Raw genomic sequence first — 25,811 nt, forward strand, 5'->3', positions numbered from 1 at the left:
TACAAATAGCTAGTCAATAATCAGAGTATCTTTCATGCTAAAAAAATTAACTGCAATCGCCCTATTGGGTTCGGTATTGGCTGTGATGGGCTGCGAAACCGTGCCGAATACCGCCACCACACAAACCACGAATCATTTACAACTTTTGCAAAATCGTACCTGGATTGCCACACAGATTGGCAATACTGAAATCAAGACCGCAGCTACTGCACCTCATCTTCCAAGTCTGCAATTCGATGCCAGTACTCAGCGTGTTTCAGGTTCAGATGGCTGTAACCGGGTTATGGGCAGCTATACGGCAGGCAAAGACAGCCTGAATTTAAGCCAGATGGCAACAACACGCATGGCCTGTATGCATAATGATCAGCTTGATCAGAAATTTAATGAAGCTTTAGCCAAGGTGACGCATTATCAGGTATTTGGTAAAACCCTAAAACTATTGGATCGTCATGGTAATGTGTTAATTCAGCTGGAAAGTGCAGTTCAGCCACGTTAAGACTTCCCTACAAAAAGCCTGTATTGGCGGGCTTTTTTTATCTTTCATACTGATGGGCCAGGATTTAACCATCAGCCCAGTTCAATCGAATGAGGAATCAGCCATGCAACAAGCACTTTTTGGTGGTGGATGCTTTTGGTGTACCGAAGCGGTATTTTTACAAATTCAGGGCGTTCAGCAAGTCCTGAGTGGCTATGCCGGCGGTCATACCCCTGAGCCAAATTATGAGGCCGTGTGCGGCGGTGAAACCGGCCATGCTGAAGTTATTCTGGTTGATTTCGACGAAAACCAGATCAGCTATGCCCAGCTCCTTGAGGTGTTTTTTGCGACGCATGATCCAACCACTTTGAACCGTCAGGGCAATGACGTCGGTACCCAATATCGTTCCGTGATTTATTATCTGAATGCTGAACAAAAAACTCAGGCAGAAGCAGCCATGGATGCTTTAAAAAATGAAGGCCTGACTATTGTGACTGAACTCAGCCCGATGCCGACCTTCTATCCTGCTGAGGAATATCACCAAAATTTCTTTGCGAAAAATCCAAACCAAGGTTACTGCAATTTTGCCATTCCGCCAAAACTGAATAAATTACGCAGTAAATTTATGACTTTGTTAAAAACCCATTAATTTGCATAAAAAATGGGGATAAAAAAAGCGACTGAAATCAGTCGCTTTTTTTCGTTAGCTGAATCTTAGTTATCGGTTGCAAAGGCAATATCGCTGAGTCCGGCTCCACTCGCACGCGACATGACTTGAGCTACCGTGTCATAACGGGATTCTTTATCTGCTTTCAACACAATCGTCGGCTGACGTTCAGTCTGACCTGCTTCATTAAAACGGGTCTGCAATTCGTCTAGGGTCAGGACATTGCCATTCCAGGCAATCTCACCTTCCGCATTGATGCTGATTGTGACATTTTCAGGCGGCAGATCAATAATCTCCGCAGTGGTTTGTGGCAAGGTTAATGGAATTGATGGGTTCGCAACGGTCGCTGTCACCAAGAAGATGATCATCAATACCAACATAATGTCGATGAGGGGAATGAGGTTCATCTCATTCATACCTACATCGTTGTCTTCACCCAGTTGAAAAGCCATTAAGCTTGACCTCCCACTAAACTCTGTTGTGTTACTTTTTCATCAGACTTTTTTGCAGCAGATTCCTGTTGCAACATGGTGTCAATCAACAAGCCATGTGCCTGATCTTGTAACTCATGCGCCAAACCACGATTGAAACGCACACAGATGTTATAAGCCAGTACCGCAGGAATCGCGACGGCCAAGCCTAGACCCGTCATGATCAAGGCTTCACCGACTGGGGTTGCCACTTGTGCCAGACCAGCCTGACCGCTTTTACCCACTGCAACCAGCGCATGGAAAATACCCCACACGGTACCAAACAAACCGACAAATGGTGAAATCGAAGCAATCGTACCGAGGACGGATACCCCTTTTTCAGCATTGGCTTTTTCGGCTGAAATCTGACGTAATAACGCCTGTTCTGCCACTGCCTTACGCTGTTCAAAGCCCAAAGGAGCCAATTTGGCTTTCAGTTGCTCCAATGCTTGAGACAGCTGGGTATAAGCAACTTGTTTAAGCTGGCGAGTGCCCATTAAACGCAGCACAAAAATGGTCCATGTCGCAATCGACATTGCCAATAACACGAAGTACAGCGTTTTACTGACTGCATCAGCGTGTTGCCAATAAACTGAAAAGTTCATCTTCGAACTCCTAATGGGTTAGCCGTTATTTGGTAATTTGAAAATCGAAAGGCTGCTCAACCCGGGTTGGATAAGCCACACCATTTTCCACATATTTGGTTAGTTGCGCGCGGCGTACCGCTGCTTCAACTTTACGGTTCACTGCCGAGCTACAATCCGAATTACGTGCAGTCGCAGAAACCACTTTACCCTGCTCATTTGCCGCCACATCGACCACCATCGAACAAGTCGCTCTTAACTCACCTGAAGACAAGGAAACTTTCGGTGCGCGCTGCCAGCTCACTCCCCCCCCAATCGAGACACTTTTTGGTGATGGCGGCGCAGCAGGTGCTGGCGGTGCTACAGGCGCAGGTGGCGCGACTGGAGCTGGTGCCGGTTGCACTTTGGTTTCGGTGACCACTGTCGACACCACCGGACTTGGGGTTGGTTTAGCTTCAACGGGTGGTGCTTTCACGACTTTAGGTGCTTCTGCCTTCTTCACCTGTTCTATTTTTTCAACTTTTTTTGGTGGTGGTGGCAGCGGTTTATCTACAATTTTGACTTCTTTGGGCCTAGGCGGCTCTTTTTGTGGCTCGGCCTTCGGCTTTGGCGGTAAAGGTTTTGGTGCTTCCTGCAATTTTACAAAGCGCACTTTAAGCGGCTCTTTCTCTACAGGCTTGAGCTCCGGTGCGTCCATCTGGCTCACTGCCCACAATAGGCCCACATGTCCGACGAACACGGCCGCCAGAATCGAGATGACTTTCTTTTTCATCTTGTTGGGCGGTGTAGGTGGCATGGGAGCAGCAACTTGACTCATTAAATCTATTACCTTGAGGAGATGATGTGAAACAAACAATCAAGCTCATCGGTTAGCACAATTAAAGTACGCCAATAATAAATGAGAAGTGTTTTCATTTGCAACTACTAATCATGCCTTTCACTGATTTTTTTTGCATCAAAACAAAAAAGGCACACTAAAAGTATGCCTTTTTAAATAGGGATGCAAGTTTTATTGGAACACCACAGTTTTATTGCCATCGACAATAATACGGTCTTCCAAATGCCATTTCACTGCACGTGCCAGTACATTACGTTCTACATCCTGACCGAGTTCACGCAACTGTTCAACGGTAAAGTCATGATTGACACGTTCTACGTCCTGCTCGATGATCGGACCCTGATCCAGATCGGCAGTAACATAGTGTGCAGTCGCACCGATCAGCTTGACACCTTTTTCATGCGCCTGCTTATACGGATTTGCACCGACAAATGCGGGCAGGAATGAATGGTGAATATTGATCACTTTCATTTCCCACTTACTTACAAATTCTTCATCTAGAATCTGCATATAACGTGCCAATACCAACAGGTCATTGCCCTGCATTAACTGGTCAATTTCTGCATAGGCTTCAGGCTTGTTGTCTTTGGTCACCGGCACCACTTCAAATGGAATCCCAAAGTTTTCAACCGCTTCGCGTAAAGTCTCGTGATTCGATACCACCTTGGTAATTTCACATGGCAACCCACCACGGGCATGACGCCATAACAGCTCAAGCAAGGCATGATCGACCTTAGACACCAAAATACCGACTTTCTTCACATCGCTGACCAGAGCCAGACGCCATTGCATGCCATAACGCTCTGCGACATTTACCGCAAAAGTCTGGATAATGCTTTCTTTACGGCTTTGCAGATGATCCAGTTCAAATTCAACGCGCATGAAGTAACGGCCGCCCTGCGCTGCTGTCGCATATTGGTCAAGCGCAGTAATATTGGCACCTTGATGATACAAGAAGCTCGAAACAGCCTGCACGATGCCCGGCTTGTCTTCACAAGTAATCAATAAACGTGCGGTGTTAGCAGTCGTCATATTCATGTTGGTTTAAGTCACTAATCAGTTAAATTAAAAATAAGCCGAGTATTCTAGCGCGTTTCCGAAATATTCTGAATAGGCGACTCGACTTCTGTGTTTTTTGCAGATGACAGGCTGGCAAAAAGTTCCGAAGAACCCAGGCTATTTAGCAAACCTTCATAAGTTTGACGGCTTTCACCGCGTAAATAGGCCCCTTCCAGGAACACCATTTGACGGAGTGCCTGCCAGACCCATTTTTCTTCCAGCGTATTGGAATCGGTCAGATGACCTGACATATATAGGAAGTTGGTCCAGTTGGTCAGTACAATCCACAGGTTAATGATCAGTGCTTCAATTTCTGAATCGGTCATGTCCATCAAGCCAGCATTCACAAAAGCCTTATAGATTTTCTGACCTTGCTGCATCACCTCGCCGGCAAAGCGTGGATACATCTTGCGGAAATCTTCGTTATTTTCGACCAGATGATAGACATCGCGATGCAGGAAACGATAAGCCCACAGCTGACTGCTCAGTACCTGAAAATAATGAATCTTGTCATTGGCATCCAGAGCACGATCATCCGGCAGCGCCAGCATTTCCAGAGTTTGCTGCTGGTACTCCTCCATCAGTTCTTTAATAATTTCATTCTTATTACGGAAATGATAATACAGGTTACCAGGGCTCATCCCGAGTTCAGCCGCAATATGATTGGTGGTCACAGAGCGTTCGCCACGTTCATTGAACAGCTGCAAACTGAGCTGCAAGATACGCTCTTTAGTTTTTAAGGTTTTGGTTTGGGACATCCTAAAATAACCATTCAGTTCGTGCATTAGCAGGCTAACACACAAAGTCACTTGACTAATTAGAGTATTTGCTCTAAAAATTAATTAATCGATTTTTGAATAATGGTAGTGCGGCATGAACAGTCACACAAAAACAATATCAATGACACCACATTTTTTTGATGGCCAATACTTAAATGAGCTTTTGGCACAACAAAAACATGCTTACTTAAACTATCCTTTGCCGACGGCAAAGGAACGCATCGATCGTTTAGCTCGACTTAAGCGTATCTTAGTTAAGTATCAAGATCAATTTGCAGAGGCAATTAATCAGGATTATGGTAACCGCTCGATTGGGGAAACCAAAATTGGTGAACTGCTCACCTGTCTGGAACATATCAAATATTATAGCAAAAACTTGACCCGATGGATGAAACCCTCCAAGCGTCATGTCGGCATTATTCATCAACCGGCCAAAGCTTGGGTGCAATATCAGCCTTTGGGCGTGATTGGGATTATTGCACCGTGGAACTATCCATTGTTGCTGTCCATTGGCCCACTCATTTGTGCATTGGCTGCCGGCAACCACGCCATGATCAAGATTTCTAGCGCATCGGCTGCGTTTGGTGAAGTGCTTGAAAAAGCCTTGGCAGAAGCCTTTCCGAAAGAACTGGTCGCAGTGGTCAATGGTGGCGGTGTGATCTCAGATGCTTTCTGTCGTCTAGCCTTCGACAAAATGATTTTTACCGGCTCGACTGCTGTGGGTAAAACCGTGATGGCAGCCGCAGCAGAAAATCTGGTTCCGGTGATTCTGGAACTCGGGGGCAAGTCGCCAGTGCTGGTGCATCCATCGATTGATCTGCGTGATGTCGCGCAGCGGATTGCGGTGGGCAAACTCTGGAATGCCGGTCAAACCTGTGTTGCACCGGACTATATGTTCCTGCCTCGTGGCAAGACGGCAGAATTTATTGATCATTTTAAAGCCTGCGTAGAAAGTATGTATCCGGATATCACCCATAATCAGGATTACACCTCGATTGTGAATGACAAACAGTACAACCGTCTGCAAGGCTATCTGGATGATGCACGTGAACAGGGTGCTCATGTTATTGAAATCAATCCGCGCCATGAAAATTCCGCTGATCTGCGTAAAATTGCACCCACCATTGTGACCAATGTCACACCAAGCATGCAAATCATGCAGCATGAAATCTTTGGTCCACTGCTGCCAATCATGGAATATGATCAAATTGATGAAGTTATCGACTTTATTAATAGCCGTCCACGCCCACTTGCTTTATACTACTTCGACTTTGATCAAGCGCGTGCTGATTATATCGCACAGCGTACCCATTCAGGGCATTTCGGGCAAAATACGGTATTAACCCATGTTGCACAAGACGATCTACCATTTGGGGGTGTCGGTGCATCAGGCATGGGGAAATATCACGGTCCAGAAGGCTTCTTCAGTTTGTCGCATGAACGCTCGGTAATGTCGAATCCCAAGCTGTATAGCTTGAAATACATTCTGCCGCCGTTCAATAAACCGATTCACAAGCTGATTTCGAAGACACTTCTCCGTTAAATGATCAAGGCATGAGCTATCGATATAGCTCGTGCTGCGTTTTGACGAAAATCGCTTGTCTTTTAAGCGCATTTTTGATATAAAACGCCCCTTGAATGATTTCAATCCGTTTATTTTTGACTGGCCATACAGATTTGCTGTTGGCTAAATCAATGGAGTTACACCATGTCTAAGGTTTGCCAAGTTACCGGCAAGCGTCCAGTCGTTGGTAACAACGTCTCACACGCCAACAACAAAACTAAACGCCGGTTCGAGCCGAACCTGCACCACCACCGTTTCTGGTTAGAAAGCGAAAAACGTTTTGTACGTCTTCGTTTAACCACTAAAGGTATGCGTATTATCGACAAATTGGGCATTGAAAAGGTTGTTGCTGACCTACGTGCTCAAGGTCAAAAGATCTAAGGAGTCTGAACCATGCGTGATAAAATTCGCTTAGTTTCTTCAGCTGGTACAGGTTATTTCTATACCACGACTAAGAACAAACGTACTATGCCGGAAAAAATGGAAATCAAAAAATTTGATCCAAAAATCCGTCAACACGTAATCTTCAAAGAAGCTAAAATCAAATAATTTTGGCTTTTTAAAAAAAACGACCCTTTCAGGTCGTTTTTTTTTGCATTTTTTTTACCCCACTTGATAAACTTTCTACATGTTTTGGCACTTTTTGTGCTTATTTCCCAGCAAACCTAACTAAAGGAGTATTTAGTGCCACATGACGTAGAACTCATTATATTATTGGCTGTTGGTTTTGGCTTAGCCCTGGTTTTTGGCTATATCGCTGCACGTCTGCGCCTCCCCCCACTTATCGGCTATCTGGTGGCCGGCATTCTGATTAGTCCCAATACACCCGGTGTGGTCGGCGACATTCATCTGGCCAATCAGCTGGCAGAATTAGGTGTCATGTTCCTGATGTTCGGGGTCGGGATGCATTTCTCGCTAAGTGATCTGATGCAGGTGCGGCGGATTGCATTGCCCGGTGCGATTTTGCAAATTGCAGTCGCCACTCTGCTCGGAGTGGGAGTCTCGATGTTATGGGGCTGGAGCTTTGGCTCTGCGCTCGTATTCGGTTTAAGCCTGTCCTGTGCCAGTACGGTGGTTCTACTCAAAGCACTCGGTGATCGTGGTCTGCTCGATTCAATTAATGGCCGGATTGCCGTCGGTTGGCTTTTGGTCGAAGATCTGGTCATGGTCTTGGCCTTGGTGTTATTGCCGGCCACTGCCTTACTTCTAGGCGGACAAGCACTTGAAGGTGCGAGTGATGACAATATCTGGGCCACTTTAGGCATTACCCTGCTGAAAGTCGCAGGCTTTATTGCCTTTATGCTGATTATTGGTAAACGTCTGGTGCCGATGATCATCCAAGTCGTGGCACGTCTGGGTTCTCGTGAGCTGTTTACCCTGACTGTAGTCGCTGCAGCCATCTCGATTGCCTTTGGGGCCTATAAGGTTTTTGGGGTATCTATGGCGCTGGGGGCTTTCTTTGCCGGGATGGTGGTGAAAGAGTCAGATTTCAGTCATCGCGCGGAACAAGAAACCTTGCCGCTGCGTGAAATCTTCTCAATCTTATTCTTTGTTTCTGTCGGAATGCTGTTTGATCCGCGTATTTTACTGGAACAGCCACTCCATGTGCTGACAGTCGTCGGCATTATTCTGATTGGTAAAACTCTTGCAGCAATGGCACTGGTATTGTTCTTCCGCTATCCAATCAATACCGCGCTGACTGTTGGCGCTTCGCTGGCACAGATTGGTGAGTTCTCCTTTATTTTGGCAGCACTTGGGGTGTCACTGAATCTGCTTTCACTAGAAGGTCAAAACCTGATTCTGGCGGGTGCCTTGATTTCGATCACTCTTAATTCCTTTATCTTCTCCGCGATTGAACCGGTACAAAAATGGATTCGGGAACGCTCGACCCTGGCACGCTTACTGGAACGCAGTGGTGATCCATTGGCAATGTTACCCGATGAAGTTTCACAGGATTACTTGCGTGATCAGGTGGTGCTGATTGGTCATGGTGAAGTGGGTCGTCGTATTACCCGCTCATTGATGGAAGAAAACATCAAGGTGGTTATTGCAGAAGAAAACCGCGATATTGTCGAAAATCTGCGTGAAAAAGGTATTGCCGCGGTTTCAGGCGCTGCGACTGAAGCCGGTGTTTTGATCCAGGCGCATATTCAACATGCGCGCTTACTGGTCATTTCCCCTATGGATATCATCGATATTCATAAAATTGTAGATATTGCCAAGACCTTGAATCCGAAAATTCAGGTATTGGTCTGTGCCGAAAGCAAGGAAGAAGCTGAAGCGATCCGTCGTGATAATATCGGCGCGGTGTATTATGCCAAAGAAGAAATGGCGAAAAATATGAGTAATCATATTTTAAACCAGATCGAAATTGCGCATCAGCATCCCCCTTCTCATTAATCTCTCTGCATAAAAAAAGTTGCCCAATGTGGCAACTTTTTTTATGCATAATCACAAGATTTTTTGTAATAAGCTGACTTCAAATCATCAGGAGTAAAATCAAAGAAACGAGGTTTTCATTTCTTGAAACTCACCTTGAGCTCGTACTTAAAATCCAACTTATTCCCCAACCCTTTAAAATCAAAAAGCACACCGATAGTGTGCTTTTGAATACATTGTAATCTTAACTCATATACTTCGGCTCTTCATCTACGACTTCAGCCTGCCATTCATTGACCTGCTGTTCCAGCAAGCCATACAGGGCCGCCTGAATCATCTGTTGCGCAATTACAGGCGTCTGCTCTCCGAGTAGAGCCTTCACCTCGTCATTAAACTGAATCATGACCAAAGGCTGTTTATGCGAACCTGCATTGCGTAAAGCCAAGGCACCACCTTCAAGTTGAACGAGTTCTAAAATCGCGTCTTGATTACCAAATAAGTCTTTCAACTGTTCTATAGACATATATCCTCCATGTTCAACATGGTGGCAAAGAGCCGGGTGCACTTTGCATCATTAGAGTAATTGATATAGGGTTAAAAATTCTAATTTCAAGTACGGTCGATCCGATTAAAATTCAATCATCTCATTGCGAAAACCATCGATGAGTTGTGTTAAGTCACGATGCCATTCTCTTAATATAGCAGGATCAGGTAACCATGCTTGTGGAGACTGTGTGACTTTAATGATGAGATTTGAGGAGGTTTCGTCTTCGGGTTCCGGTGTACTCGGTTCAGGCGCATACTGGCACAGACGATAGGCACGTTTCAGTTCAGCAATGAAACCGCTCTTGGATAAGTGTTGTAATACGGCTACTTCGGGTGAAATCTGGCCTTTGGCTGCCATTAGTTCTTCGATCGATTTCAGCGTCGGATTGGCATCATTCAGGCGATAGTAACGCACCAGTTCCTGCAAAAATGCCAATAAAGCGCCATGTAAATGAAATACAGTCGCCTCACGTTGTGCCTGAGCCTGTTGCACATGCTGGGTTTGCTCTGCCTGCTGGCAGGCAAGACGGGCAAAATACAGTTTTTGATTGGTACGGTCCGCATGATAGCGAGCAACACGGGTCATTGATATTTCCTAAGGTTTTAAACAAATTTTGGCTTTTATAAAGTAAAAGGTTCGCTTTCATTTCGCAATCAAAACATGTTTAAACTGAATCCATCCAGTACTGAAATCCAGAAAATCTAACTGCCTGCACGAGTACAACCATGAGCACAACAAGGTTAAATTTCAGCCATAAAAAAGGAGCATATCAAGTGCTCCTTTTCCAGTTTAAGCCTCGGGCTTATCTTCTGCTTGTTTTACCCGGATTCCATGTCCGTGCAAGCGCAAAGTATTCAGGCCTTTAATGGCTTTGATGGCTTCACGTGCATGCGGCATTTCTACAAAGGCAAAACCTTTTGATTTCCCGGTTGCCGCATCGAGCACCAAAGTACAAGTATTCACTGTGCCATATTCCTGGAACAACTTCAGCAACTCGGCTTCTGTGACCGTACGTTCTAAATTACGAACTAAAATTTTCATCTGATAACCTTAAGAAGATAGGCAAAAAATATCAAAAAGCACGCGCCTACTCTACTTTTTGTATGCAACAACTTTGCTATAGTTTAATCGAGATCAATGCCAAAATCTAAATTAATCGATTGACGTTCAATTAAGGCACTTTTCACGGTCTGCTGCCGGGTTTTGTAATGGGTTTCCGTGGTACATAAATGCCGGGTGAGATCATTCAAGAAATAACTTGCGACTTTACGCCCCTGCGCATCGACCGTTTCCCGCGCCCAGTGATTCAGGTTTTGTTTGGTCAAAATCAATTCATTTTTGGCCCGGGTCAGCGCCACATACAGCACACGACGTTCTTCTTCAACATCATCAAAGTCGCCTTGGGCGCGTGCATGCGGATAATTTCCCGGCGTGACATTGGCCACATAACAGACATTCTGTTCGGTGCCTTTTGCTGAATGAATGGTAATCAGGGTCACCACATCATGATCGGACTGGCGTTCAATTTCCGAAATCGACACTGGATCGAGCACATATTCCTCTAAAAATTCACTTAGTTGTGAATGCTTGGAGGCCAGTTGTTTCACCAGTTCAAAATCACCCTGACGACGTGGCCAGTCTTTTTTATAGTTCTCTGCCAGTTGTGTTTCAATTGCCTGAATCGCAAGACTGACACAAGCCTGCACTTCGCCTTTCAGCACGCTCATCTGCTTCATGATCAGAATCGCATTTAGAGGTATCTTGCCAAATTTCTCCAGTTTATCGGAGATTTTATCGATTTCAGGTTCCAGCAAAATGTGTTGCGCCAGCTTGCTTGCACCGACATCACCGACACCATTCCACAGGGTCAAGAAACGCATCCAGGCGATATCATCCAGCGGATTGGCGACCACACGCAGCATGCTGAGCAAATCTTTGACATGTGCCGTTTCCAGCAGCTTCATACCGCCAATAAATCGATACGGTACATTGGCCGCGATACAGGCTGCTTCAATATGCCGCGCGGCAAAACTGGAACGCACCAATACCATATGTTCGCCCCATTTGCTGCCCTGTAGATAATGACGCTCTTTAATATCAATTGCGATCCATTTGGCTTCATCAAACTCATTCGGAAATATATGCATGCGCGGCTTTAGGCCCTCGCCACGATAAGCTTCCAGACGTTTGTCATATTTGATTTCAGACTGATCGAGCAGCCAGTTGGACAGATCCAGAATTTCCTGGGTCGAGCGGTAGTTTTTTTCCAGTTTAAAAATTTGCGCATCTGGTACCCGTTCTTTGAAATGATGAATATTTTCAAAGTCTGCGCCACGGAAACCATAAATCGACTGGGCATCATCGCCGACACAAAATAGGCTGATCCGGTCTTTCAGCGGCTCCAGCAAGGCCCATTGCAGTGGATTGGTATCCTGCATTTCATCGACCAGCATATGTCGACAGATTAAAGCCACATAATCGACCAAGCCTTCTGATTGTGCCAAAGCTGTCGCCACCACCGCCAGAATATCGTCATAATCCAGAAAACTGCGCGCCTGTTTGCGTGCTTCGTACTCTTTCATGATCTCGGCAATTTGATCTTTCAGCGCCAAATATTCCGGCATCTGCTTTTCCAGTGCGAGACTGAGCTTCTGCCGAGTATTACGTGCAAAGGAATATAAATCGCAGAGTTCTTGTGGCTTGGGCAAATGATTGGGATTTTTCTTGTCATCACGGCCACGAATCAGACGGAACATCATCAACTGATCATCACGATCAATAATCGAGAACTGTTCCAGACCAAAGGCCTTCGGAATACGGCGCAACAGATACATACAGAAAGTATGAAAAGTCGAGGCACGCAAACCTTTGGCTTGATCCCCCAAGGCTAATTCCACCCGCGCTACAATTTCACTGGCTGCACGGCGGGTAAAGGTCAGAATCTGAATCTGGTTGGCGGGTACACCCTGCTCAATCAGGTAAGCTGCACGTGCCACGATGGTCTTGGTTTTGCCACAACCTGCCCCGGCCAGCACCAGACTATGTTTTGTTTCTGTGGTCGCTGCTTGCTTTTGTTGGGGATTTAATTCATCAATCAGGTTGGCTAAACTCATTTTCACTCATCGTTTTGTGGATGGCTGTAGTTTAGCAGATCGCTCTTATAATTATGGCTTTTCATCCGCCCTGAAACAGCAGCAAATTTTATCTCTTGATTTGTTTGCTATAGGGTAGACAGCATAGATGCCGTCTGCTGGATTGAGATATAGGAACATACCCTCAATCCAGCAAAGGATTTCTGTTACCTTGCGAAGCAGTGCTTCTCATCCATGAAAAGCAAGATCTGCTTATGCGTTATTATCTGCCATTACGTAAAGCTTGTGCAGCAATGACGATCTTGTAAAAGAAAACTAAATACGCTGTTCCTCAATATTTTTAATTGTTTTGGACACTGCTTTTTCCAGATTCACTTCCGCATTTTTTAAGGCTTCTTCCCGGCTACAATCTGGTGGATTAATCCCGATAATCTGACTAAATCCAGACTCATATAGTGACTCAATCCCATCGCCCACCAGTCCAGCAAATGCAAGCACCGGTTTATTGAATTTTTGCGCTACTTGTGCCACGCCAAATGGTGTTTTTCCTAACTTAGTTTGATGATCAAGCTTGCCTTCACCGGTCAGAACATAATCGGCTTGAGCTATTTTATTGGCTAAATCTGTCTGCTGAATGATGAGTTCCACACCTGATCGAATAGAAGCAGCTGTGAATGCCATTAAGCCAAAACCGAGTCCACCTGCCGCACCCGCACCTGCAACATGACGATGATCACGTCCAATGTGCCGAGCAACCAGATCGGCGAAATGACTGAGGTTTTGATCCAGTTGCTTGACCATTTCCGGTGTCGCACCTTTTTGTGGGCCAAAGATCGCTGAAGCACCATTGGGTCCACACAGCGGATTATTCACATCCGATGCAATGATAATTTCAATATCCGCCAGCCGTGAATCCAGTTCGGATAAATCAATTGCTATGATTTGATCTAGGTTTCCACCGCAAACCTGTATTTCTAATCCTTGGGCATCTAAAAACCGAGCGCCTAAGGCCTGTATCATTCCCGCACCGGCATCGTTCGTCACACTGCCACCTAAGCCAATGATGATTTTACTGGCCTCTAAATCGAGCGCAGACTTGATCATTTCTCCTGTGCCACAGGTTGAGGTCAGCAGAGGATTACGCCTTGCAGCTTCCAGCAGATCTATGCCATTGGCTTTGGCCATTTCAATGATTGCGGTTTTTCCTGCATCAATTACGCCAAAATACGTCTGGATGCGCTGATCAGGCAATGGCCCTGTCACTTCACAGGGAATGCGCTGTCCTTTTGAACTTGAGATCAGTGTATCGACCGTGCCTTCCCCTCCATCCGCCATAGGAACATGAATGCACAAAGCATCAGGCAACACGTTTTGAATGCCACGCTGCATGGCCTGACAGGCTTGTTCAGCACTCATACTTTCTTTAAAGGAATCTGGAGCAAGAACAAAAGTAAGCGGCATATGGTTATTTTTATCTATCAATAAAGTCTAGATTCTGGATAAATCCAAGAGAATCTACAAGTCTTTATTTCCAGCCCAACTCAATTGCTGTGATCTCATTAATCAGGGTCTGATCCAGAGATCCCGGCATTTTACTCGTGGTTTCGGACAGCGGGATATGTCCTGCCATCAGTTCTGCCTTGGCTTGTGGGAACACAGGTTGCTGATCTGGAAATGCATAACCTATTGGATAAATCGGCTGACCTGTGGCCAGATCATATTTATCACTGGCACCAAAGGCATGCAGTAACTCATGTACCAAAACAATTTTATTTTGTTCAGACTGCTTTTGAGAGGCAAACAGGTTGACCGAACCAATCCGGCCTTTTTGCAAGGCAGTTGAATGCTTTAATTGCCGGGTTTGTGCCGGATCATAATAATTTAAAAACAGGGTCAGACTGGCAGAAGGGTCCGAACTTTGTTGCTGTTTCCAGGCATAAAATCGAAACTTTAAACTCCATACAACAGTATCGAAAATTGAGGCCTGCTCAGGGACTTTAGGCGGTAAAACTTTAAGCTCACGACCCAAATTAAAATAAAAATAAGTGGGTTGATTCCGATATTGCTGTGCTGATTTTTGTAGAAAGTCTCTTGCCGTTTCTAGATCCTGAACTGACAGTTGCTGGATGTATTGCTGTGTGGTCGGTAATCCATCTGCATTAATCGGATGCAACAGAACCATGACCGGCTTTGACCAGTTCTGATTTTGATCACGATAGGCATTGACTGCAACGATCAATAAAATACTTAATAAAATCAGAATCCGAATCTTTTTCCACATATCCCCAAGCAACCTTATTTATTTTTTTTAAAATATCGACACATCATAAATAAAAAATGCCGACTTTCGTCAGCATTTTTTTCAAGTTTAAACTTTATTTAGGCTTCAACCCATTTTCCATCCTGGTAAACCAGAGACCATTTGGTTTGCTTGCCTTCCGCATTTTCAGAGCCAATATATTGCGATTGGTTCTTGCGACTGAATTTCACCAAAGTCGGGTTACCTTCCGGATCTGCATCAGGCGCTTGCAAGATAAACTGATATTTCGGATCTAGCTGTTCAGCCACAGAGCGAATCTCGGCAACTTTCGGTGCCCGTGTTTCACGCACTTTCGGGAACTTGCTGGCCGCCAAAAATAAACCGGCCGCACCATCACGCAGCACAAAGAAGTCATCGTGCTTGGTCGAGCGCAAATGTTCCATCTTGATCGGATCGACACGCGGAGGTGCCGGCTGACCACTCTTTAATACTTTACGGGTATTGTCACAACTGTTGCAGGCGAAGTATGGACCAAAACGACCCGTTTTAAGCTGCATTTCGCCATCACATTTGTCGCATGGAATGGTTGGGCCATCATAACCTTTGATCTTGAACTCTCCTTCTTCGAGTTCATAACCATCACAGTCCGGGTTATTGCCACAAACATGCAGTTTACGACCGCCATCAATCACATAGCTGTCCATTGCCGTTTCACACACCGGACAACGTTTCTTCGACATCAGGTCAGCGGTTTCGGCCGCATCATCATCAGACAGTGCAGCCAAAGACTCGACTGGGGTCAGGTTCAAGGTTCCCTTGCAACGTTCTTTCGGTGGCAGGTTATAACCAGAACAGCCCAGGAAAACGCCTGTGGTTCCGGTACGAATCTGCATTGGGCGCTCACATTCTTTACAATGTACCGCATCCACTTCCACTGGCTGATTACGGCGCATACCGTTCTCACCTTGTGCCGTAGTCAAACGCTGCTTGAAATCGCCGTAGAAGCTGTCTAACAGCTCTTTCCAATTACGTTCACCATCTGCCACCTTATCCAGCTGACCTTCAAGATCTGCGGTAAAGGCGTAGTTCATCAGGTTATTGAAGTTTTCATCCAGACGGTCGGTGACGATCTCACCCATCTTCTCGGCAAAGAGACGACGGTTATCGAGCTTCACATAACCACGATCCTGAATGGTCGAGATAATTGCAGCATAGGTCGATGGACGGCCAATGCCTTTTTTCTCGAGTTCTTTGACCAGTGAGGCTTCAGTAAAACGAGCTGGTGGCTTGGTGAAATGTTGAGATGGATCAAGCTTCTGAAGTTTCAGCACTTCACCGACTTTCACTGCCGGTAATAGAATATCGTCATCCGCTTTGTTGGCACCACGCACCCGGGTAAAACCATCAAAGACCAGCGTCCGGCCTTTGGCTTTCAGTTCTACGCCATTGGCATTGACTAAAATGGTTGAAGACAGGTATTCAGCCGGTGTCATCTGACAGGCCACAAACTGGCGCCAGATCAAGTCATAGAGACGCTGTGCATCACGCTCCACACCGACCAGACTGTCACCTTTGAGACTCACAGTAGATGGACGGATTGCCTCATGCGCTTCTTGCGCGCCGGCTTTATTGCCATAGCGGTTGGGTTTGGCCGGCAGGTACTTCTCACCAAATTCTGATTCGATATGGCCACGGACCATACTTACCGCATCATCACTCAGGAAGGTCGAGTCGGTACGCATATAGGTAATGAAACCGGCTTCATACAGGCGCTGTGCCAGCATCATGGTTTTCTTCACAGAAAAACCGAGACGGGTACTGGCCGCCTGTTGCAACGTTGACGTGATATAGGGCGCGCTTGGATTGACTTTGGTTGGCTTATCTTCACGGGCAGAAACGGTATAATCCGCATCTTTAATCAGGTTTAACAGTGCATCCGTTTCGTCTTTATTACGAAGCTTTAAAGTCTTGCCATGTTGCTTGACTGCTTCCAGACGGATGTCATCTTTTTTCGATTTGGTATCGGCAAACACCTGCCAGTATTCTTCAGGAATAAAGGCCCGAATTTCACGTTCGCGTTCAACCACCAGTTTCACCGCAACCGACTGTACACGACCGGCTGACAGGCCACGGGCAATCTTTTCCCACAAGAGTGGTGAAATCATGAAGCCGACCACGCGGTCCAGGAAACGGCGTGCCTGCTGGGCATTGACTTTATTGGTGTCCAGACGTGAAGGATGCTTAAAGGCTTCCTGAATGGCATTTTTGGTAATTTCGTTGAAGACCACACGTTGATAACGTGACTCATCGCCGCCAATCACTTCTTTTAAATGCCAGGCAATCGCTTCCCCTTCCCTGTCCATATCCGTTGCCAGATAGACTTCATCGACTTGCGCTGCCAGTTTTTTCAGTTCGGCAACCACATGTTCTTTGCCAGGAAGCACTTCGTATTTGGCTTTCCAGTCATGTTCCGGATCGACACCCATGCGGTTAATCAACGCATTCTGTGATTTTTCAGCTTTCTGTTCATCTGTCAGTTTGGTGCGTGTCGCCGGCTTTTTCTCTGTCGATTTGGCAGAGCCGCCTGTTGGCAAGTCACGGACATGACCGACTGATGATTTTACGATGTAGTTTGGACCAAGGTACTTATTGATTGTTTTCGCTTTTGCAGGCGACTCCACAATCACTAAGGCACGCTTACTTCCAGCGTCGGGAGACTTTGCTGTGCTGCTTTTTGATGTGGACCGAGGAGCGTTCGCCATAATTAACCGTTAATCCTGTTTATTTCTAAATTAAAGTTCAGCCAAAGCGTGTAATAGTGCTTTGATATCGTCGAGTTGGGCTGCTCTTAAATCAGCATGTTCATCCCAATACAATCCGACACAGTTGGCCTGCATATCAATAGCATAAATGCCTTTTAATGCAATGGGAAAATCTTTAAATTTCTCATCACCCTGCACAATTTCTAGTTTATTATCGACAACACGGGCACGCATCAAGGGTAAACGCGCATCTGGCATGAGTACGCTGTAGTACGCAACCATACTGGCACGACTTTCAGTGGCCTTTGGAATTTTGGTCCAGTCGGGTGCAACCACCAAACGTGGATGCAGACCCATTTTGCGGGCTTTGTCACGCATGATGCCAAGCGCTTTTTCTCTTGGGCTGACACGTAAGCCAAAAATTGACCCCATGACAAAAATGATGATGATCACCGCTACCCAAATTCCAGTGTTTTCCATAGTTCAACCTTTATGTTCTATTATTAGAGTTGCATAAGCACAATATAAAACGCAAGTTTGCACGATAAAATTAATTCAAGAACATTTCATGACTATATAAAACTTCGTGACCATTCCAGTAAATATAACCCTTCTCAATTAGCTCTTTCAGCAGCAGACGGATATCCGATTGAGGAAAGAGCTGCTCTAGCAAATCACGTAATTCATAAATATCCTTGGGTTTGTCGCCCTGAAGTTCGCGCAGTTTACGTGCGACTTCCAGTTGCACTGGATCAATCCGGTTAAAGTTTTTAAACAGGTCTTGCTGGGCTGACTGAATTGGAGTTTGCAATGCTTCAACTGGAGCATCATCAACTTTGAGCCGGGACATGACCTGATCCAGTTTTGGATTTTCAAGCGGATCTTGTTCATCCAGATTGAGCTGTAGCCACTGTTTCAGGACTTTTTTACGGAAGCTGATCTGCTCATCATAGCGTTTGACAATTTTCAGGTTAATCAGCATGCCGACCACATGCTGGGCCTTCACGGGCATGACGTGCAGAATATTGGCAACTGAATTTTTTAAGGTTTCCAAGGTATTTGGCTTACCACTCATTTTCCCTAGAGCATCACAGTACTTTTTCACCAGTTGCAAGGCCGGTTTGTTGCGGATCGCCTCCAGACTAGGCAGGTAATTTTTAACATGCTCTGCTGGAATAGAGACTTCATCGGGCTGAATCTGAATCAGGCTACATTTAATATCAGAGGCTTGCAGCATCTGCTGCAACATCTCGCTGCTGTCCATCGCCGAGATCAACTCGACTTCGGTTTCCGGCTCCAACAGCGCCATCAGCTGACCGACAATGACCGCATATTCATATTCTTTCTGGGGCGATTCAGGTGTATCCAGAATGATGATCTGTCCACTCGCAATCCAGCCGGCCAGCTCGGTTAAATCTTCTAATGAAAATTCAAATGTTCCGGCACAATTAAACAGATACAGGCTGGAATAATGCGTCACAATTTCACGCAGTAACTTGGCCGTCGGAAAATTATTTTCGAGGTCGAGTAGAACAACTTTTGGATGCATGGGACAAGCTTCTGAAATGTACCTGAAAGCCAGTATTAGAGTAGGAAGTGAGTGAAAGGTCAAATAATTTCATGGTGAATATTCGGGTTGCAGCGGATTTACCAGATTCCAACCGAGTGGAAGATTACATATTTGATCTTGCTGCAAGCAGGTCAGAAATCGCTAGATTCCAGGCTGAGAGCTGATTAAATGAATCGAATCATCGGTGAAATAGCAGCTGCAATAAAAAACCCTTATCAAATATAAGGGTTTTATTAAATGATTGCTTGCAAATTAATAATGTGGCGGACGATCAGCAACCGGATCAAAATCCGCAATTCCTTCAGAACGGTCTGAGGACTCAACACGTTGATATAACAGGCTCATTTGCTTTTTCAGATCGGCAATTTCCAGAGTCTGTTTAGCCACCTGATCATTCAACTGTTCAACTAAATCGTCTAAAAATGCAATTCGCACTTGCAAATCTTCAATGGGTGCGGAAAATGACGCCTGATCATTTAGATTTTGTTGTTTAGTCATTTAAAGTCCTCATTGGGGATTTCAGGAAACATTATGGCCTATATTACCCTTAGGGATGTCCAACTTGCGTTTGGTGGACCCGCCCTGCTCAACGGCGCGAATTTTAACTTGGAGCGCGGCGAACGAGTGTGTTTGATTGGCCGTAATGGTGAGGGTAAGTCTACCTTACTTAAGCTGATTGAAGGAAGTTTACTGCCGGATAGCGGCGAAGTTTCATTACAAAATGGCATCACGATTTCGATGCTGGCGCAAGATGTACCGATGGACTCAGGCCGAGTGGCGGATATCGTGGCTGACGGTGCCGGTGAAGCGTCGGAAGTTTTGCGTGCCTACCATGCAGCCAGTGAAGCCTGTGTGCTGGGCGATATGGACGCTTGTGACCGCATGGGCAATCTGCAACACAAAATGGACCAGCTCGATGGCTGGGCGCTGGAAACCAAGGTCAATTCGATTTTAAGCAAAATGGGGCTGGACCCAGATGCAGATCTTGCCGATTTGTCGGGTGGTCGTAAGCGTCGTGTCCTATTGGCACGTGCCTTGCTGACTCAGCCAGATGTCTTATTACTGGATGAACCGACCAACCATTTAGATGTTGAAAGTATCGAGTGGCTGGAAAAATTCCTGCTCGATCAAAACAATTTAACTCTGTTATTCATTTCGCATGACCGTGCCTTTGTCGATAGCATCGCCACCCGTATTGTGGAACTGGATCGTGGTCAATTGCGCAGTTATGAAGGTAACTATTCACGTTACTTAGAACTCAAAGCCATGCAAATGGAAGCTGAAGAAAAGCAGAATGCGCTGTTTGATAAAAAGCTGGCGGAAGAAGAAGTCTGGATCCGTCAGGGCATCAAAGCACGCCGTACCCGTAACGAAGGTCGTGTTCGCGCTCTAAAAGCACTGCGTGAAGAATCCAAAGCGCGCCGTTCGCAACAAGGTAAAGTGGCGATGGCGACTCAGGATGCCAACCGTTCCGGCAAACTGGTCTTTGAGATTGAGAACCTGAGTGTGAAATTCGGTGACAATGCACCGATCATTAACAACTTCTCGGCACTGGTTTTACGCGGTGACCGTATCGGTCTGGTCGGTGATAACGGTGTCGGTAAAACTACACTGATTAAAGCCATTCTGGGCGAGCTTGAGCATGGCGGCACGGTGAAAACCGGTACACAGCTGGAAGTAGCCTATTTCGACCAACTGCGTAATGCACTGGATCTGGAAAAGTCGGTCAAAGATAATGTTTCTGAAGGCTCTGACCACGTGGATGTGAATGGTAACCGTCGTCATATCTATAGCTATTTACAAGACTTCCTGTTCTCGCCAGAACGTGCACGTACCCCAGTCAAAGCGTTGTCTGGTGGTGAACGCAACCGTATCTTGCTGGCGAAACTGTTGCTGAAACCATCGAATCTGATTGTGATGGATGAACCAACCAACGATCTGGATATGGTGACCCTAGAGTTACTGGAAGAAATGCTCGGTGGCTACAAAGGCACCTTGTTATTGATCTCGCATGACCGTGCCTTTATGGACAACGTGGTGACCTCCACTTGGGTCTTTGATGGTAAAGGCAATATCGACGAATATGTCGGTGGTTATCAGGATTATCTTGAACAGCGTCCGGATCAAACCGTGGTCGATCAAAAAAGTGCCGTGAAAAAAGCCATGGCCAAAGCTGAAGCCGCACCCGTTGCTGCCAAAAAAGTCAAACTCAGCTACAAAGATCAACGCGCGCTCGAGCAACTTCCGGCTGAAATGGAAGCGCTGGAAAAAGAGCAAGCCGAGATCAATACACAACTGGCTGATGGCTCTTTATTTGTCAGTGATTCCGATAAAGCCATGCAACTGTCTCAGCGTTTATCAGAAATTGATGAACTGTTACTGGAAAAATTAGAACGTTGGGAAGAGCTGGATAACCTTAGCAACGGCTAAATATTCCACGAGTATTTGCTCAAGCATCTGTATTCGTACAGATGCTTTTTTTTATTTCAAGAATCTTCTCTGTTAGACTGCACTTAATCTTTTAGCCCTATATTGTTCTATGAGTACCCAGCCTGCATATCAACCCGGCGAATTTCAATGGTCATTCCTGTTACCTCGATACTGGGGCAATTGGCTGGGTATTATTTTCCTGATGATTTTGGCGATTTTACCATGGGCCATTCAGTATCGTCTGGCCTATCTGCTGGGCCATCTGTCTTTTAAGTATCTGCCCTCACGTCGCGACACCACACTGCGCAATCTGGAAGTCTGTTTTCCTGAATGGTCTAAAGAGCAGGTACAGGACAATGCGCGTCAGGTTTTTATCGATCAAATGCTGGGGGTTTTTGAAACCTTAAATGCCTGGTACAGTCCGAAATGGTTTCAGGATCGCGTCAGTATTGAAGGACTGGAACATATTCAGAATGCTCAAGCCGAAGGCCGGGGTATGCTGTTACTAGGCACGCATTCGACCTTACTGGATGCTGGTGGATATCTGTGTGCACAATATTTTGAACCGGATGTGGTGTATCGCCCACAGAATAATCCACTTTTGGACATGCTGATTTACCGTTGTCGCGCCACGATTTATGCCCATCAAATTGATCATGATGATATGCGCGGTCTGGTACGTAATCTGAAAAAAGGCCATGCAATCTGGTACAGTCCGGATCAGGATTATGGTTTAAAACAAGGGGTGATGGCACCTTTCTTTGGTGTACCGGCGGCAACCGTCACCGCGCACCGTCGTTTACTGAAAATGACCAAAGCTGCTGCGATTCCTTTATATTTCTATCGTCATGGCGATATCAAAAATCCACGCTACCATGTACTGATTGAACCGGCACTGGAGAATTTCCCTAGTGAGAATGAAGTCGAGGATGCTACTCGCGTGAATCTGATAATTGAACAGCAGCTACGCATCGCACCGACCCAATATATGTGGTTCCACCGCCGTTTTAAAACTCGCCCTGAAGGTTATAAGGAAATTTACTAAATCTGTTTGATCCCGGACTTTAAATCGCTACAGCTCCTATAGTTTAAAATCCTGCTCATGATCTGTACCTTGATAGATCTACATAGCTTCCGTTAGTCCCGCACGCGTGAAGCCTAAAGCCTGATAAAAATCCTATTGTCTGCTGATCGGCCACTAAAATCTGCTGATGAAATCCTGAATAATATTGCAGCATACTTTGCATGATCCGCCGACCAATGCCTTGTCGTTGCCAGTCTAGACCAACCAATAAATGGGGGAAATACACCCCCAGAGAGCCATCTGAAATCGCATTCGCCAGTCCGACCAGCTGACCATTTATACGTGCAGTGACCAGACCATGCGAATGTTGTAAAGCCTGTAATAAATGTTGTGGTTTTCGGCAGTAGACCATGGATTGGCACGATAGAGCTGAAGTATTTCTGATCCATTCACTGAGTCATCACTGGCAATAACATTTTCCATTCTGCACTGTAAAAATATAGTTTTAAATCTAAAATTATCTTTAATAATCAATTAAGTATTTAAAAAATTCACTCTAAAAATAATTTAACCCGAGTTCTACATCCTGTAAAACCCGGGTTAATGAGGTTGTGCTTTCATCTATTATAATTAGTTCTATTTTTTGTGATTTCCCTTTCAGCATCATATCCATGATGTTTTCATTCAGCTTCGTCTTCCTTATGAGAATATCCTTTCTCGACTCCCTGTGCTGATAAACCTAGAATACCTGGATTGCTCATGATTGCCCATCCGCAAGAAGCGCAAACTGATGTAAGCAATCTCTTACACTTTTCTCTTAAAAAGTTAAGAAATTTTGCCGCCATCTTTATAAGCCATGGCAATTTCATCGGTCACCATTTTTTCCTCTTTCTCTGCTTTTTGAATCCCCTCTTCTATGGCCTCTTGTGCTTCCTGCTCATCTTCATCGGTTTGCTCCAATTCTTCCTGAATATGCTCAAAGACCCGACCGGTTTGTAAAACCAGAAAGACCGGAAAATGATCAGAACCAATATGGGGCAGACGTTCCATATGGACCAGGGCAAAATCGGTACTGTGAAATACGTGATCGAGCGACCAGCGAAAAAAAGGATAATCTGCATGAAAGGTGTTTACATAATGACGTCCGACGCGTGGGTCCAGTAGCCCGCTAATGCGCTGAAACAGCCGCGTAGTACGAGACCAGGCCACATCATTCAGATCCCCCATGACGATGCAACTTTCATCTAAATCTTTAATCTGATCCCCGACAATTAACAATTCCGCATCACGTAAAGTAGAATCCTTGGCTTCAGTTGGGCTCGGTGGTTTCGGGTGCAGACAGTGCAGCTGCACCGGCTGTCCCGAGCCTAAAATCACTGTGGTATGAATGGACGGAATCTCGTCGCTTAAAATAAACTTGACCTGGGTATTGCGAAGTTCCAGTTTACTATACAGGTGCATGCCATACAGGTTATCCAAAGGCACAGGCACACGATAAGGATAATCTGCTTCAATCACCGACAGTTCATTTTGCCAGGTTTGATCCGTTTCCAGCGTTAACACCAAGTCTGGCTGATGGGTCTGGATCTGTTCAATCAGTCGATGATATTGAGTATTGGTGGTCAGTACGTTCGAAACAATCAGGGAGATTTGCCGCTGCGGATCCAGTTGATCCTGTTTGACCTGCTTGACCTGTTTTTTCCAGATAAAGGTATAGGGCAATACCATTTTTAGCTGATAAGCCAAAGCCGCAATCAGGGCCACAAAAATCAGCTGATTCAAGACAGTCCAGGGATGTTCCACCACCAAAAACAGCACAAAGGCAATAAAGCCCAAGACCAGAATTTGTAAGCGTGGAAAATCCGCACCTCGAATCCACCATTCATCGCGTGGGATCAGTGACCAGAAACTTAACCAAATGACAATGATTGCCACAATTTGGATAACCCATATCATAAAGCGTGCTCTTAATTAAGTTATTATTTTTTCTGAAAGAAAGATGACGTTATCAATTTTGTATGTATCATAAAGCAGATATTTCGCTCAAGAATATTGATGTTTTGATTGTGTAGCACTTGCAGTTGAGTCCCTTTTTGATACACTCGAATCCCTTTAGAATTTTTAACGCACCGAGGCAAAGTGACATGAGAGTAGGTCTGGTCGGTTGGCGCGGGATGGTCGGTTCCGTCCTAATGCAACGTATGGTTGAAGAGAATGATTTTGCTCATTTTGAGCCATTTTATTTCTCTACCAGTAATGCAGGCGGTGAAGCGCCAGCATTTGGTGGTAAGACTGCCCCAGCACTTATGGATGCATCAGATATTAACAGTCTGAAGCAGATGGATGTCATTATTACCTGTCAAGGTGGCGACTATACCTCTGAGGTTTTCCCAAAACTGAAAGCTGAAGGCTGGAATGGTTACTGGATTGATGCAGCATCGACCTTACGTATGGATGATGAAGCCATCATCGTACTTGATCCGGTCAATATGCATGTGATCAAAGACGGTTTGGTAAAAGGCACCAAAACTTTTGTTGGCGGTAACTGTACGGTTTCCTTGATGTTGATGGGTCTAGGTGGTCTGTTCCAGAACAATCTGGTGGAATGGGCAACGTCTATGACCTATCAGGCAGCGTCTGGTGCGGGTGCGCAAAACATGCGTGAACTGATCAGCGGTATGGGTTATTTATACAATAACACCAAAGAATTACTCGATGATCCACGCTCTCCAATTCTGGATATCGATTCGAGAATTGCTGAATTACAACGCGGTGAAGGCTTCCCATCCAGCAACTTCGGTGTGCCTTTGGCCGGTTCACTGATTCCTTATATCGACAAGCAACTGGAAAGCGGCCAGTCGAAAGAAGAGTGGAAAGGCCAGGTTGAAACCAACAAGATTCTGGGCAACCAGCAGATCGTGCCGATTGATGGTCACTGTGTGCGTATTGGTGCCATGCGTTGCCACTCTCAGGCATTGACGCTAAAACTGCGTAAAGACGTGCCTCTGGATGAAATCGAAGACATCATTGCACGTGCCAATGACTGGTCTAAAGTGGTTCCGAATACCCGTGAAGCCTCGATGACTGACCTGACTCCAGTTGCAGTGACAGGTACGTTATCGGTTCCAGTGGGTCGTCTGCGCAAGCTCAACATGGGTAAAGAATACTTGGGTGCATTCACTGTCGGTGACCAATTGCTTTGGGGCGCTGCTGAACCATTACGCCGTATGCTGCGCATCCTGATTGATTATAAAAACGTTTAATATCCCGAGATGGATATAAAACAAAAAGCCGATCTTTATTGATCGGCT

Annotated in this window: 26 protein-coding genes; 9 read left to right on the forward strand and 17 right to left on the reverse strand. The window is 45.6% G+C overall.

Translation table 11 applies throughout. From position 1 onward, the window contains the following. Nucleotides 1-34 precede the first annotated feature (34 nt). Both FTT75_RS02350 and msrA read left to right on the forward strand, forming a co-directional pair. Complete coding sequence (locus tag FTT75_RS02350) at nucleotides 35-496, forward strand: META domain-containing protein (RefSeq protein WP_005172781.1); 462 nt, start codon at nucleotides 35-37, stop codon at nucleotides 494-496. A gap of 103 nt (nucleotides 497-599) precedes the next feature. Beyond that, nucleotides 600-1,124, forward strand: a complete 525-nt coding sequence (gene msrA / locus FTT75_RS02355) for a peptide-methionine (S)-S-oxide reductase MsrA (RefSeq protein ID WP_100534760.1) — start codon at nucleotides 600-602, stop codon at nucleotides 1,122-1,124. Nucleotides 1,125-1,189: 65 nt separating this feature from the next. Here msrA and FTT75_RS02360 read toward each other — a convergent pair whose 3' ends face one another. The 5 genes from FTT75_RS02360 to FTT75_RS02380 all read right to left on the reverse strand — a co-directional run bounded on the left by FTT75_RS02360 (nucleotide 1,190) and on the right by FTT75_RS02380 (nucleotide 4,851). Next, nucleotides 1,190-1,594: a biopolymer transporter ExbD gene (locus FTT75_RS02360; RefSeq protein ID WP_005172785.1), complete on the reverse strand. Its 405-nt coding sequence runs from the start codon at nucleotides 1,592-1,594 to the stop codon at nucleotides 1,190-1,192. Then, complete coding sequence (locus FTT75_RS02365; protein WP_180185865.1) at nucleotides 1,594-2,217, reverse strand: MotA/TolQ/ExbB proton channel family protein; 624 nt, start codon at nucleotides 2,215-2,217, stop codon at nucleotides 1,594-1,596. Before FTT75_RS02365 ends, FTT75_RS02360 begins: the two co-directional genes overlap by 1 nt. Nucleotides 2,218-2,242: 25 nt before the next feature. Beyond that, the gene (locus FTT75_RS02370) at nucleotides 2,243-3,013 is read right to left on the reverse strand and encodes a TonB-dependent receptor (protein ID WP_180185866.1); all 771 of its coding nucleotides are present in this window, start codon (nucleotides 3,011-3,013) and stop codon (nucleotides 2,243-2,245) included. Nucleotides 3,014-3,205: 192 nt separating this feature from the next. Further along, a complete protein-coding gene (gene purU, locus FTT75_RS02375; RefSeq protein WP_180185867.1) occupies nucleotides 3,206-4,072 on the reverse strand; it encodes a formyltetrahydrofolate deformylase in 867 nt (288 codons plus the stop codon). Between the two features lie 47 nt (nucleotides 4,073-4,119). Continuing rightward, the gene (locus FTT75_RS02380) at nucleotides 4,120-4,851 is read right to left on the reverse strand and encodes a TetR/AcrR family transcriptional regulator (RefSeq protein WP_034608773.1); all 732 of its coding nucleotides are present in this window, start codon (nucleotides 4,849-4,851) and stop codon (nucleotides 4,120-4,122) included. 115 nt (nucleotides 4,852-4,966) lie between these two features. Between FTT75_RS02380 and FTT75_RS02385 the strand changes: the two genes are divergently transcribed. The 4 genes from FTT75_RS02385 (at nucleotide 4,967) to FTT75_RS02400 (ending at nucleotide 8,836) form a co-directional block, all read left to right on the forward strand. Further along, entirely contained in the window at nucleotides 4,967-6,415 is a 1,449-nt protein-coding gene (locus FTT75_RS02385; protein WP_180185868.1) for a coniferyl aldehyde dehydrogenase, read from the forward strand. A gap of 165 nt (nucleotides 6,416-6,580) precedes the next feature. Further along, complete coding sequence (gene rpmB / locus FTT75_RS02390) at nucleotides 6,581-6,817, forward strand: 50S ribosomal protein L28 (RefSeq protein ID WP_000048256.1); 237 nt, start codon at nucleotides 6,581-6,583, stop codon at nucleotides 6,815-6,817. A gap of 12 nt (nucleotides 6,818-6,829) precedes the next feature. Continuing rightward, nucleotides 6,830-6,985: a 50S ribosomal protein L33 gene (rpmG, locus tag FTT75_RS02395; protein WP_001205031.1), complete on the forward strand. Its 156-nt coding sequence runs from the start codon at nucleotides 6,830-6,832 to the stop codon at nucleotides 6,983-6,985. A 135-nt stretch (nucleotides 6,986-7,120) separates the two neighbouring features. Next, on the forward strand, nucleotides 7,121-8,836 hold the full coding sequence (locus FTT75_RS02400; RefSeq protein ID WP_100357550.1) for a cation:proton antiporter: 1,716 nt from the start codon (nucleotides 7,121-7,123) through the stop codon (nucleotides 8,834-8,836). 223 nt (nucleotides 8,837-9,059) lie between these two features. Here the strand turns inward: FTT75_RS02400 and FTT75_RS02405 are convergent, their stop codons facing one another. The 10 genes from FTT75_RS02405 to FTT75_RS02450 form a co-directional block, all read right to left on the reverse strand. Beyond that, on the reverse strand, nucleotides 9,060-9,338 hold the full coding sequence (locus tag FTT75_RS02405; RefSeq protein ID WP_004278462.1) for a hypothetical protein: 279 nt from the start codon (nucleotides 9,336-9,338) through the stop codon (nucleotides 9,060-9,062). A gap of 105 nt (nucleotides 9,339-9,443) precedes the next feature. Continuing rightward, nucleotides 9,444-9,947: a DUF6586 family protein gene (locus FTT75_RS02410; protein WP_005172799.1), complete on the reverse strand. Its 504-nt coding sequence runs from the start codon at nucleotides 9,945-9,947 to the stop codon at nucleotides 9,444-9,446. Nucleotides 9,948-10,151: 204 nt separating this feature from the next. Beyond that, entirely contained in the window at nucleotides 10,152-10,403 is a 252-nt protein-coding gene (locus FTT75_RS02415; RefSeq protein WP_005095517.1) for an RNA-binding protein, read from the reverse strand. An 83-nt stretch (nucleotides 10,404-10,486) separates the two neighbouring features. Next, entirely contained in the window at nucleotides 10,487-12,475 is a 1,989-nt protein-coding gene (locus FTT75_RS02420; RefSeq protein WP_100329271.1) for an ATP-dependent helicase, read from the reverse strand. A 294-nt stretch (nucleotides 12,476-12,769) separates the two neighbouring features. After that, on the reverse strand, nucleotides 12,770-13,915 hold the full coding sequence (locus tag FTT75_RS02425) for a glycerate kinase (protein WP_180078102.1): 1,146 nt from the start codon (nucleotides 13,913-13,915) through the stop codon (nucleotides 12,770-12,772). Between the two features lie 64 nt (nucleotides 13,916-13,979). Further along, nucleotides 13,980-14,735 carry a hypothetical protein gene (locus tag FTT75_RS02430; RefSeq protein WP_005172813.1) on the reverse strand — a complete coding sequence of 252 codons (756 nt, stop codon included), beginning with the start codon at nucleotides 14,733-14,735 and terminating at the stop codon, nucleotides 13,980-13,982. A 98-nt stretch (nucleotides 14,736-14,833) separates the two neighbouring features. Then, entirely contained in the window at nucleotides 14,834-17,476 is a 2,643-nt protein-coding gene (gene topA, locus FTT75_RS02435; protein ID WP_180039694.1) for a type I DNA topoisomerase, read from the reverse strand. Nucleotides 17,477-17,506: 30 nt separating this feature from the next. Then, nucleotides 17,507-17,956 carry an ammonium transporter gene (locus tag FTT75_RS02440; RefSeq protein WP_005095506.1) on the reverse strand — a complete coding sequence of 150 codons (450 nt, stop codon included), beginning with the start codon at nucleotides 17,954-17,956 and terminating at the stop codon, nucleotides 17,507-17,509. Between the two features lie 70 nt (nucleotides 17,957-18,026). After that, entirely contained in the window at nucleotides 18,027-19,025 is a 999-nt protein-coding gene (locus tag FTT75_RS02445; RefSeq protein ID WP_005172818.1) for a hypothetical protein, read from the reverse strand. Nucleotides 19,026-19,298: 273 nt separating this feature from the next. Continuing rightward, the gene (locus FTT75_RS02450) at nucleotides 19,299-19,544 is read right to left on the reverse strand and encodes a SlyX family protein (protein ID WP_005095502.1); all 246 of its coding nucleotides are present in this window, start codon (nucleotides 19,542-19,544) and stop codon (nucleotides 19,299-19,301) included. A 33-nt stretch (nucleotides 19,545-19,577) separates the two neighbouring features. On the opposite strand from FTT75_RS02450, the gene FTT75_RS02455 reads away from it, so the two are divergent. Both FTT75_RS02455 and FTT75_RS02460 read left to right on the forward strand, forming a co-directional pair. Continuing rightward, entirely contained in the window at nucleotides 19,578-21,476 is a 1,899-nt protein-coding gene (locus FTT75_RS02455) for an ATP-binding cassette domain-containing protein (RefSeq protein WP_005095500.1), read from the forward strand. Nucleotides 21,477-21,585: 109 nt separating this feature from the next. Beyond that, nucleotides 21,586-22,521 carry a lauroyl acyltransferase gene (locus tag FTT75_RS02460; RefSeq protein WP_180185869.1) on the forward strand — a complete coding sequence of 312 codons (936 nt, stop codon included), beginning with the start codon at nucleotides 21,586-21,588 and terminating at the stop codon, nucleotides 22,519-22,521. Between the two features lie 55 nt (nucleotides 22,522-22,576). Here FTT75_RS02460 and FTT75_RS02465 read toward each other — a convergent pair whose 3' ends face one another. After that, the gene (locus FTT75_RS02465; RefSeq protein WP_253602682.1) at nucleotides 22,577-22,912 is read right to left on the reverse strand and encodes a GNAT family N-acetyltransferase; all 336 of its coding nucleotides are present in this window, start codon (nucleotides 22,910-22,912) and stop codon (nucleotides 22,577-22,579) included. A 413-nt stretch (nucleotides 22,913-23,325) separates the two neighbouring features. After that, the gene (locus FTT75_RS02470; RefSeq protein ID WP_005095492.1) at nucleotides 23,326-24,456 is read right to left on the reverse strand and encodes an endonuclease/exonuclease/phosphatase family protein; all 1,131 of its coding nucleotides are present in this window, start codon (nucleotides 24,454-24,456) and stop codon (nucleotides 23,326-23,328) included. A 188-nt stretch (nucleotides 24,457-24,644) separates the two neighbouring features. On the opposite strand from FTT75_RS02470, the gene asd reads away from it, so the two are divergent. After that, nucleotides 24,645-25,763: an aspartate-semialdehyde dehydrogenase gene (gene asd / locus FTT75_RS02475; protein ID WP_100329275.1), complete on the forward strand. Its 1,119-nt coding sequence runs from the start codon at nucleotides 24,645-24,647 to the stop codon at nucleotides 25,761-25,763. The last annotated feature ends 48 nt before the right edge of the window (nucleotides 25,764-25,811 follow it).

The organism is Acinetobacter sp. YH01008 (assembly GCF_013420435.1).
GTDB lineage: Bacteria > Pseudomonadota > Gammaproteobacteria > Pseudomonadales > Moraxellaceae > Acinetobacter > Acinetobacter pseudolwoffii.

What these genes read in the sequence shown, in the direction of transcription:
- asd (WP_100329275.1), top strand. Translation starts at nt 24,645, where the DNA reads ATGAGAGTAGGTCTGGTCGGTTGGCGCGGGATGGTCGGTTCCGTCCTA.
- FTT75_RS02440 (WP_005095506.1), bottom strand. Translation starts at nt 17,956, where the DNA reads ATGGAAAACACTGGAATTTGGGTAGCGGTGATCATCATCATTTTTGTC.
- FTT75_RS02415 (WP_005095517.1), bottom strand. Translation starts at nt 10,403, where the DNA reads ATGAAAATTTTAGTTCGTAATTTAGAACGTACGGTCACAGAAGCCGAG.
- FTT75_RS02370 (WP_180185866.1), bottom strand. Translation starts at nt 3,013, where the DNA reads ATGAGTCAAGTTGCTGCTCCCATGCCACCTACACCGCCCAACAAGATG.
- FTT75_RS02460 (WP_180185869.1), top strand. Translation starts at nt 21,586, where the DNA reads ATGAGTACCCAGCCTGCATATCAACCCGGCGAATTTCAATGGTCATTC.
- FTT75_RS02360 (WP_005172785.1), bottom strand. Translation starts at nt 1,594, where the DNA reads ATGGCTTTTCAACTGGGTGAAGACAACGATGTAGGTATGAATGAGATG.
- FTT75_RS02430 (WP_005172813.1), bottom strand. Translation starts at nt 14,735, where the DNA reads ATGTGGAAAAAGATTCGGATTCTGATTTTATTAAGTATTTTATTGATC.
- msrA (WP_100534760.1), top strand. Translation starts at nt 600, where the DNA reads ATGCAACAAGCACTTTTTGGTGGTGGATGCTTTTGGTGTACCGAAGCG.
- FTT75_RS02410 (WP_005172799.1), bottom strand. Translation starts at nt 9,947, where the DNA reads ATGACCCGTGTTGCTCGCTATCATGCGGACCGTACCAATCAAAAACTG.
- topA (WP_180039694.1), bottom strand. Translation starts at nt 17,476, where the DNA reads ATGGCGAACGCTCCTCGGTCCACATCAAAAAGCAGCACAGCAAAGTCT.
- FTT75_RS02380 (WP_034608773.1), bottom strand. Translation starts at nt 4,851, where the DNA reads ATGTCCCAAACCAAAACCTTAAAAACTAAAGAGCGTATCTTGCAGCTC.
- FTT75_RS02405 (WP_004278462.1), bottom strand. Translation starts at nt 9,338, where the DNA reads ATGTCTATAGAACAGTTGAAAGACTTATTTGGTAATCAAGACGCGATT.
- rpmG (WP_001205031.1), top strand. Translation starts at nt 6,830, where the DNA reads ATGCGTGATAAAATTCGCTTAGTTTCTTCAGCTGGTACAGGTTATTTC.
- FTT75_RS02425 (WP_180078102.1), bottom strand. Translation starts at nt 13,915, where the DNA reads ATGCCGCTTACTTTTGTTCTTGCTCCAGATTCCTTTAAAGAAAGTATG.
- FTT75_RS02350 (WP_005172781.1), top strand. Translation starts at nt 35, where the DNA reads ATGCTAAAAAAATTAACTGCAATCGCCCTATTGGGTTCGGTATTGGCT.
- FTT75_RS02455 (WP_005095500.1), top strand. Translation starts at nt 19,578, where the DNA reads ATGGCCTATATTACCCTTAGGGATGTCCAACTTGCGTTTGGTGGACCC.
- FTT75_RS02470 (WP_005095492.1), bottom strand. Translation starts at nt 24,456, where the DNA reads ATGATATGGGTTATCCAAATTGTGGCAATCATTGTCATTTGGTTAAGT.
- FTT75_RS02385 (WP_180185868.1), top strand. Translation starts at nt 4,967, where the DNA reads ATGAACAGTCACACAAAAACAATATCAATGACACCACATTTTTTTGAT.
- FTT75_RS02365 (WP_180185865.1), bottom strand. Translation starts at nt 2,217, where the DNA reads ATGAACTTTTCAGTTTATTGGCAACACGCTGATGCAGTCAGTAAAACG.
- FTT75_RS02420 (WP_100329271.1), bottom strand. Translation starts at nt 12,475, where the DNA reads ATGAGTTTAGCCAACCTGATTGATGAATTAAATCCCCAACAAAAGCAA.
- FTT75_RS02450 (WP_005095502.1), bottom strand. Translation starts at nt 19,544, where the DNA reads ATGACTAAACAACAAAATCTAAATGATCAGGCGTCATTTTCCGCACCC.
- FTT75_RS02465 (WP_253602682.1), bottom strand. Translation starts at nt 22,912, where the DNA reads ATGGTCTACTGCCGAAAACCACAACATTTATTACAGGCTTTACAACAT.
- purU (WP_180185867.1), bottom strand. Translation starts at nt 4,072, where the DNA reads ATGAATATGACGACTGCTAACACCGCACGTTTATTGATTACTTGTGAA.
- rpmB (WP_000048256.1), top strand. Translation starts at nt 6,581, where the DNA reads ATGTCTAAGGTTTGCCAAGTTACCGGCAAGCGTCCAGTCGTTGGTAAC.
- FTT75_RS02445 (WP_005172818.1), bottom strand. Translation starts at nt 19,025, where the DNA reads ATGCATCCAAAAGTTGTTCTACTCGACCTCGAAAATAATTTTCCGACG.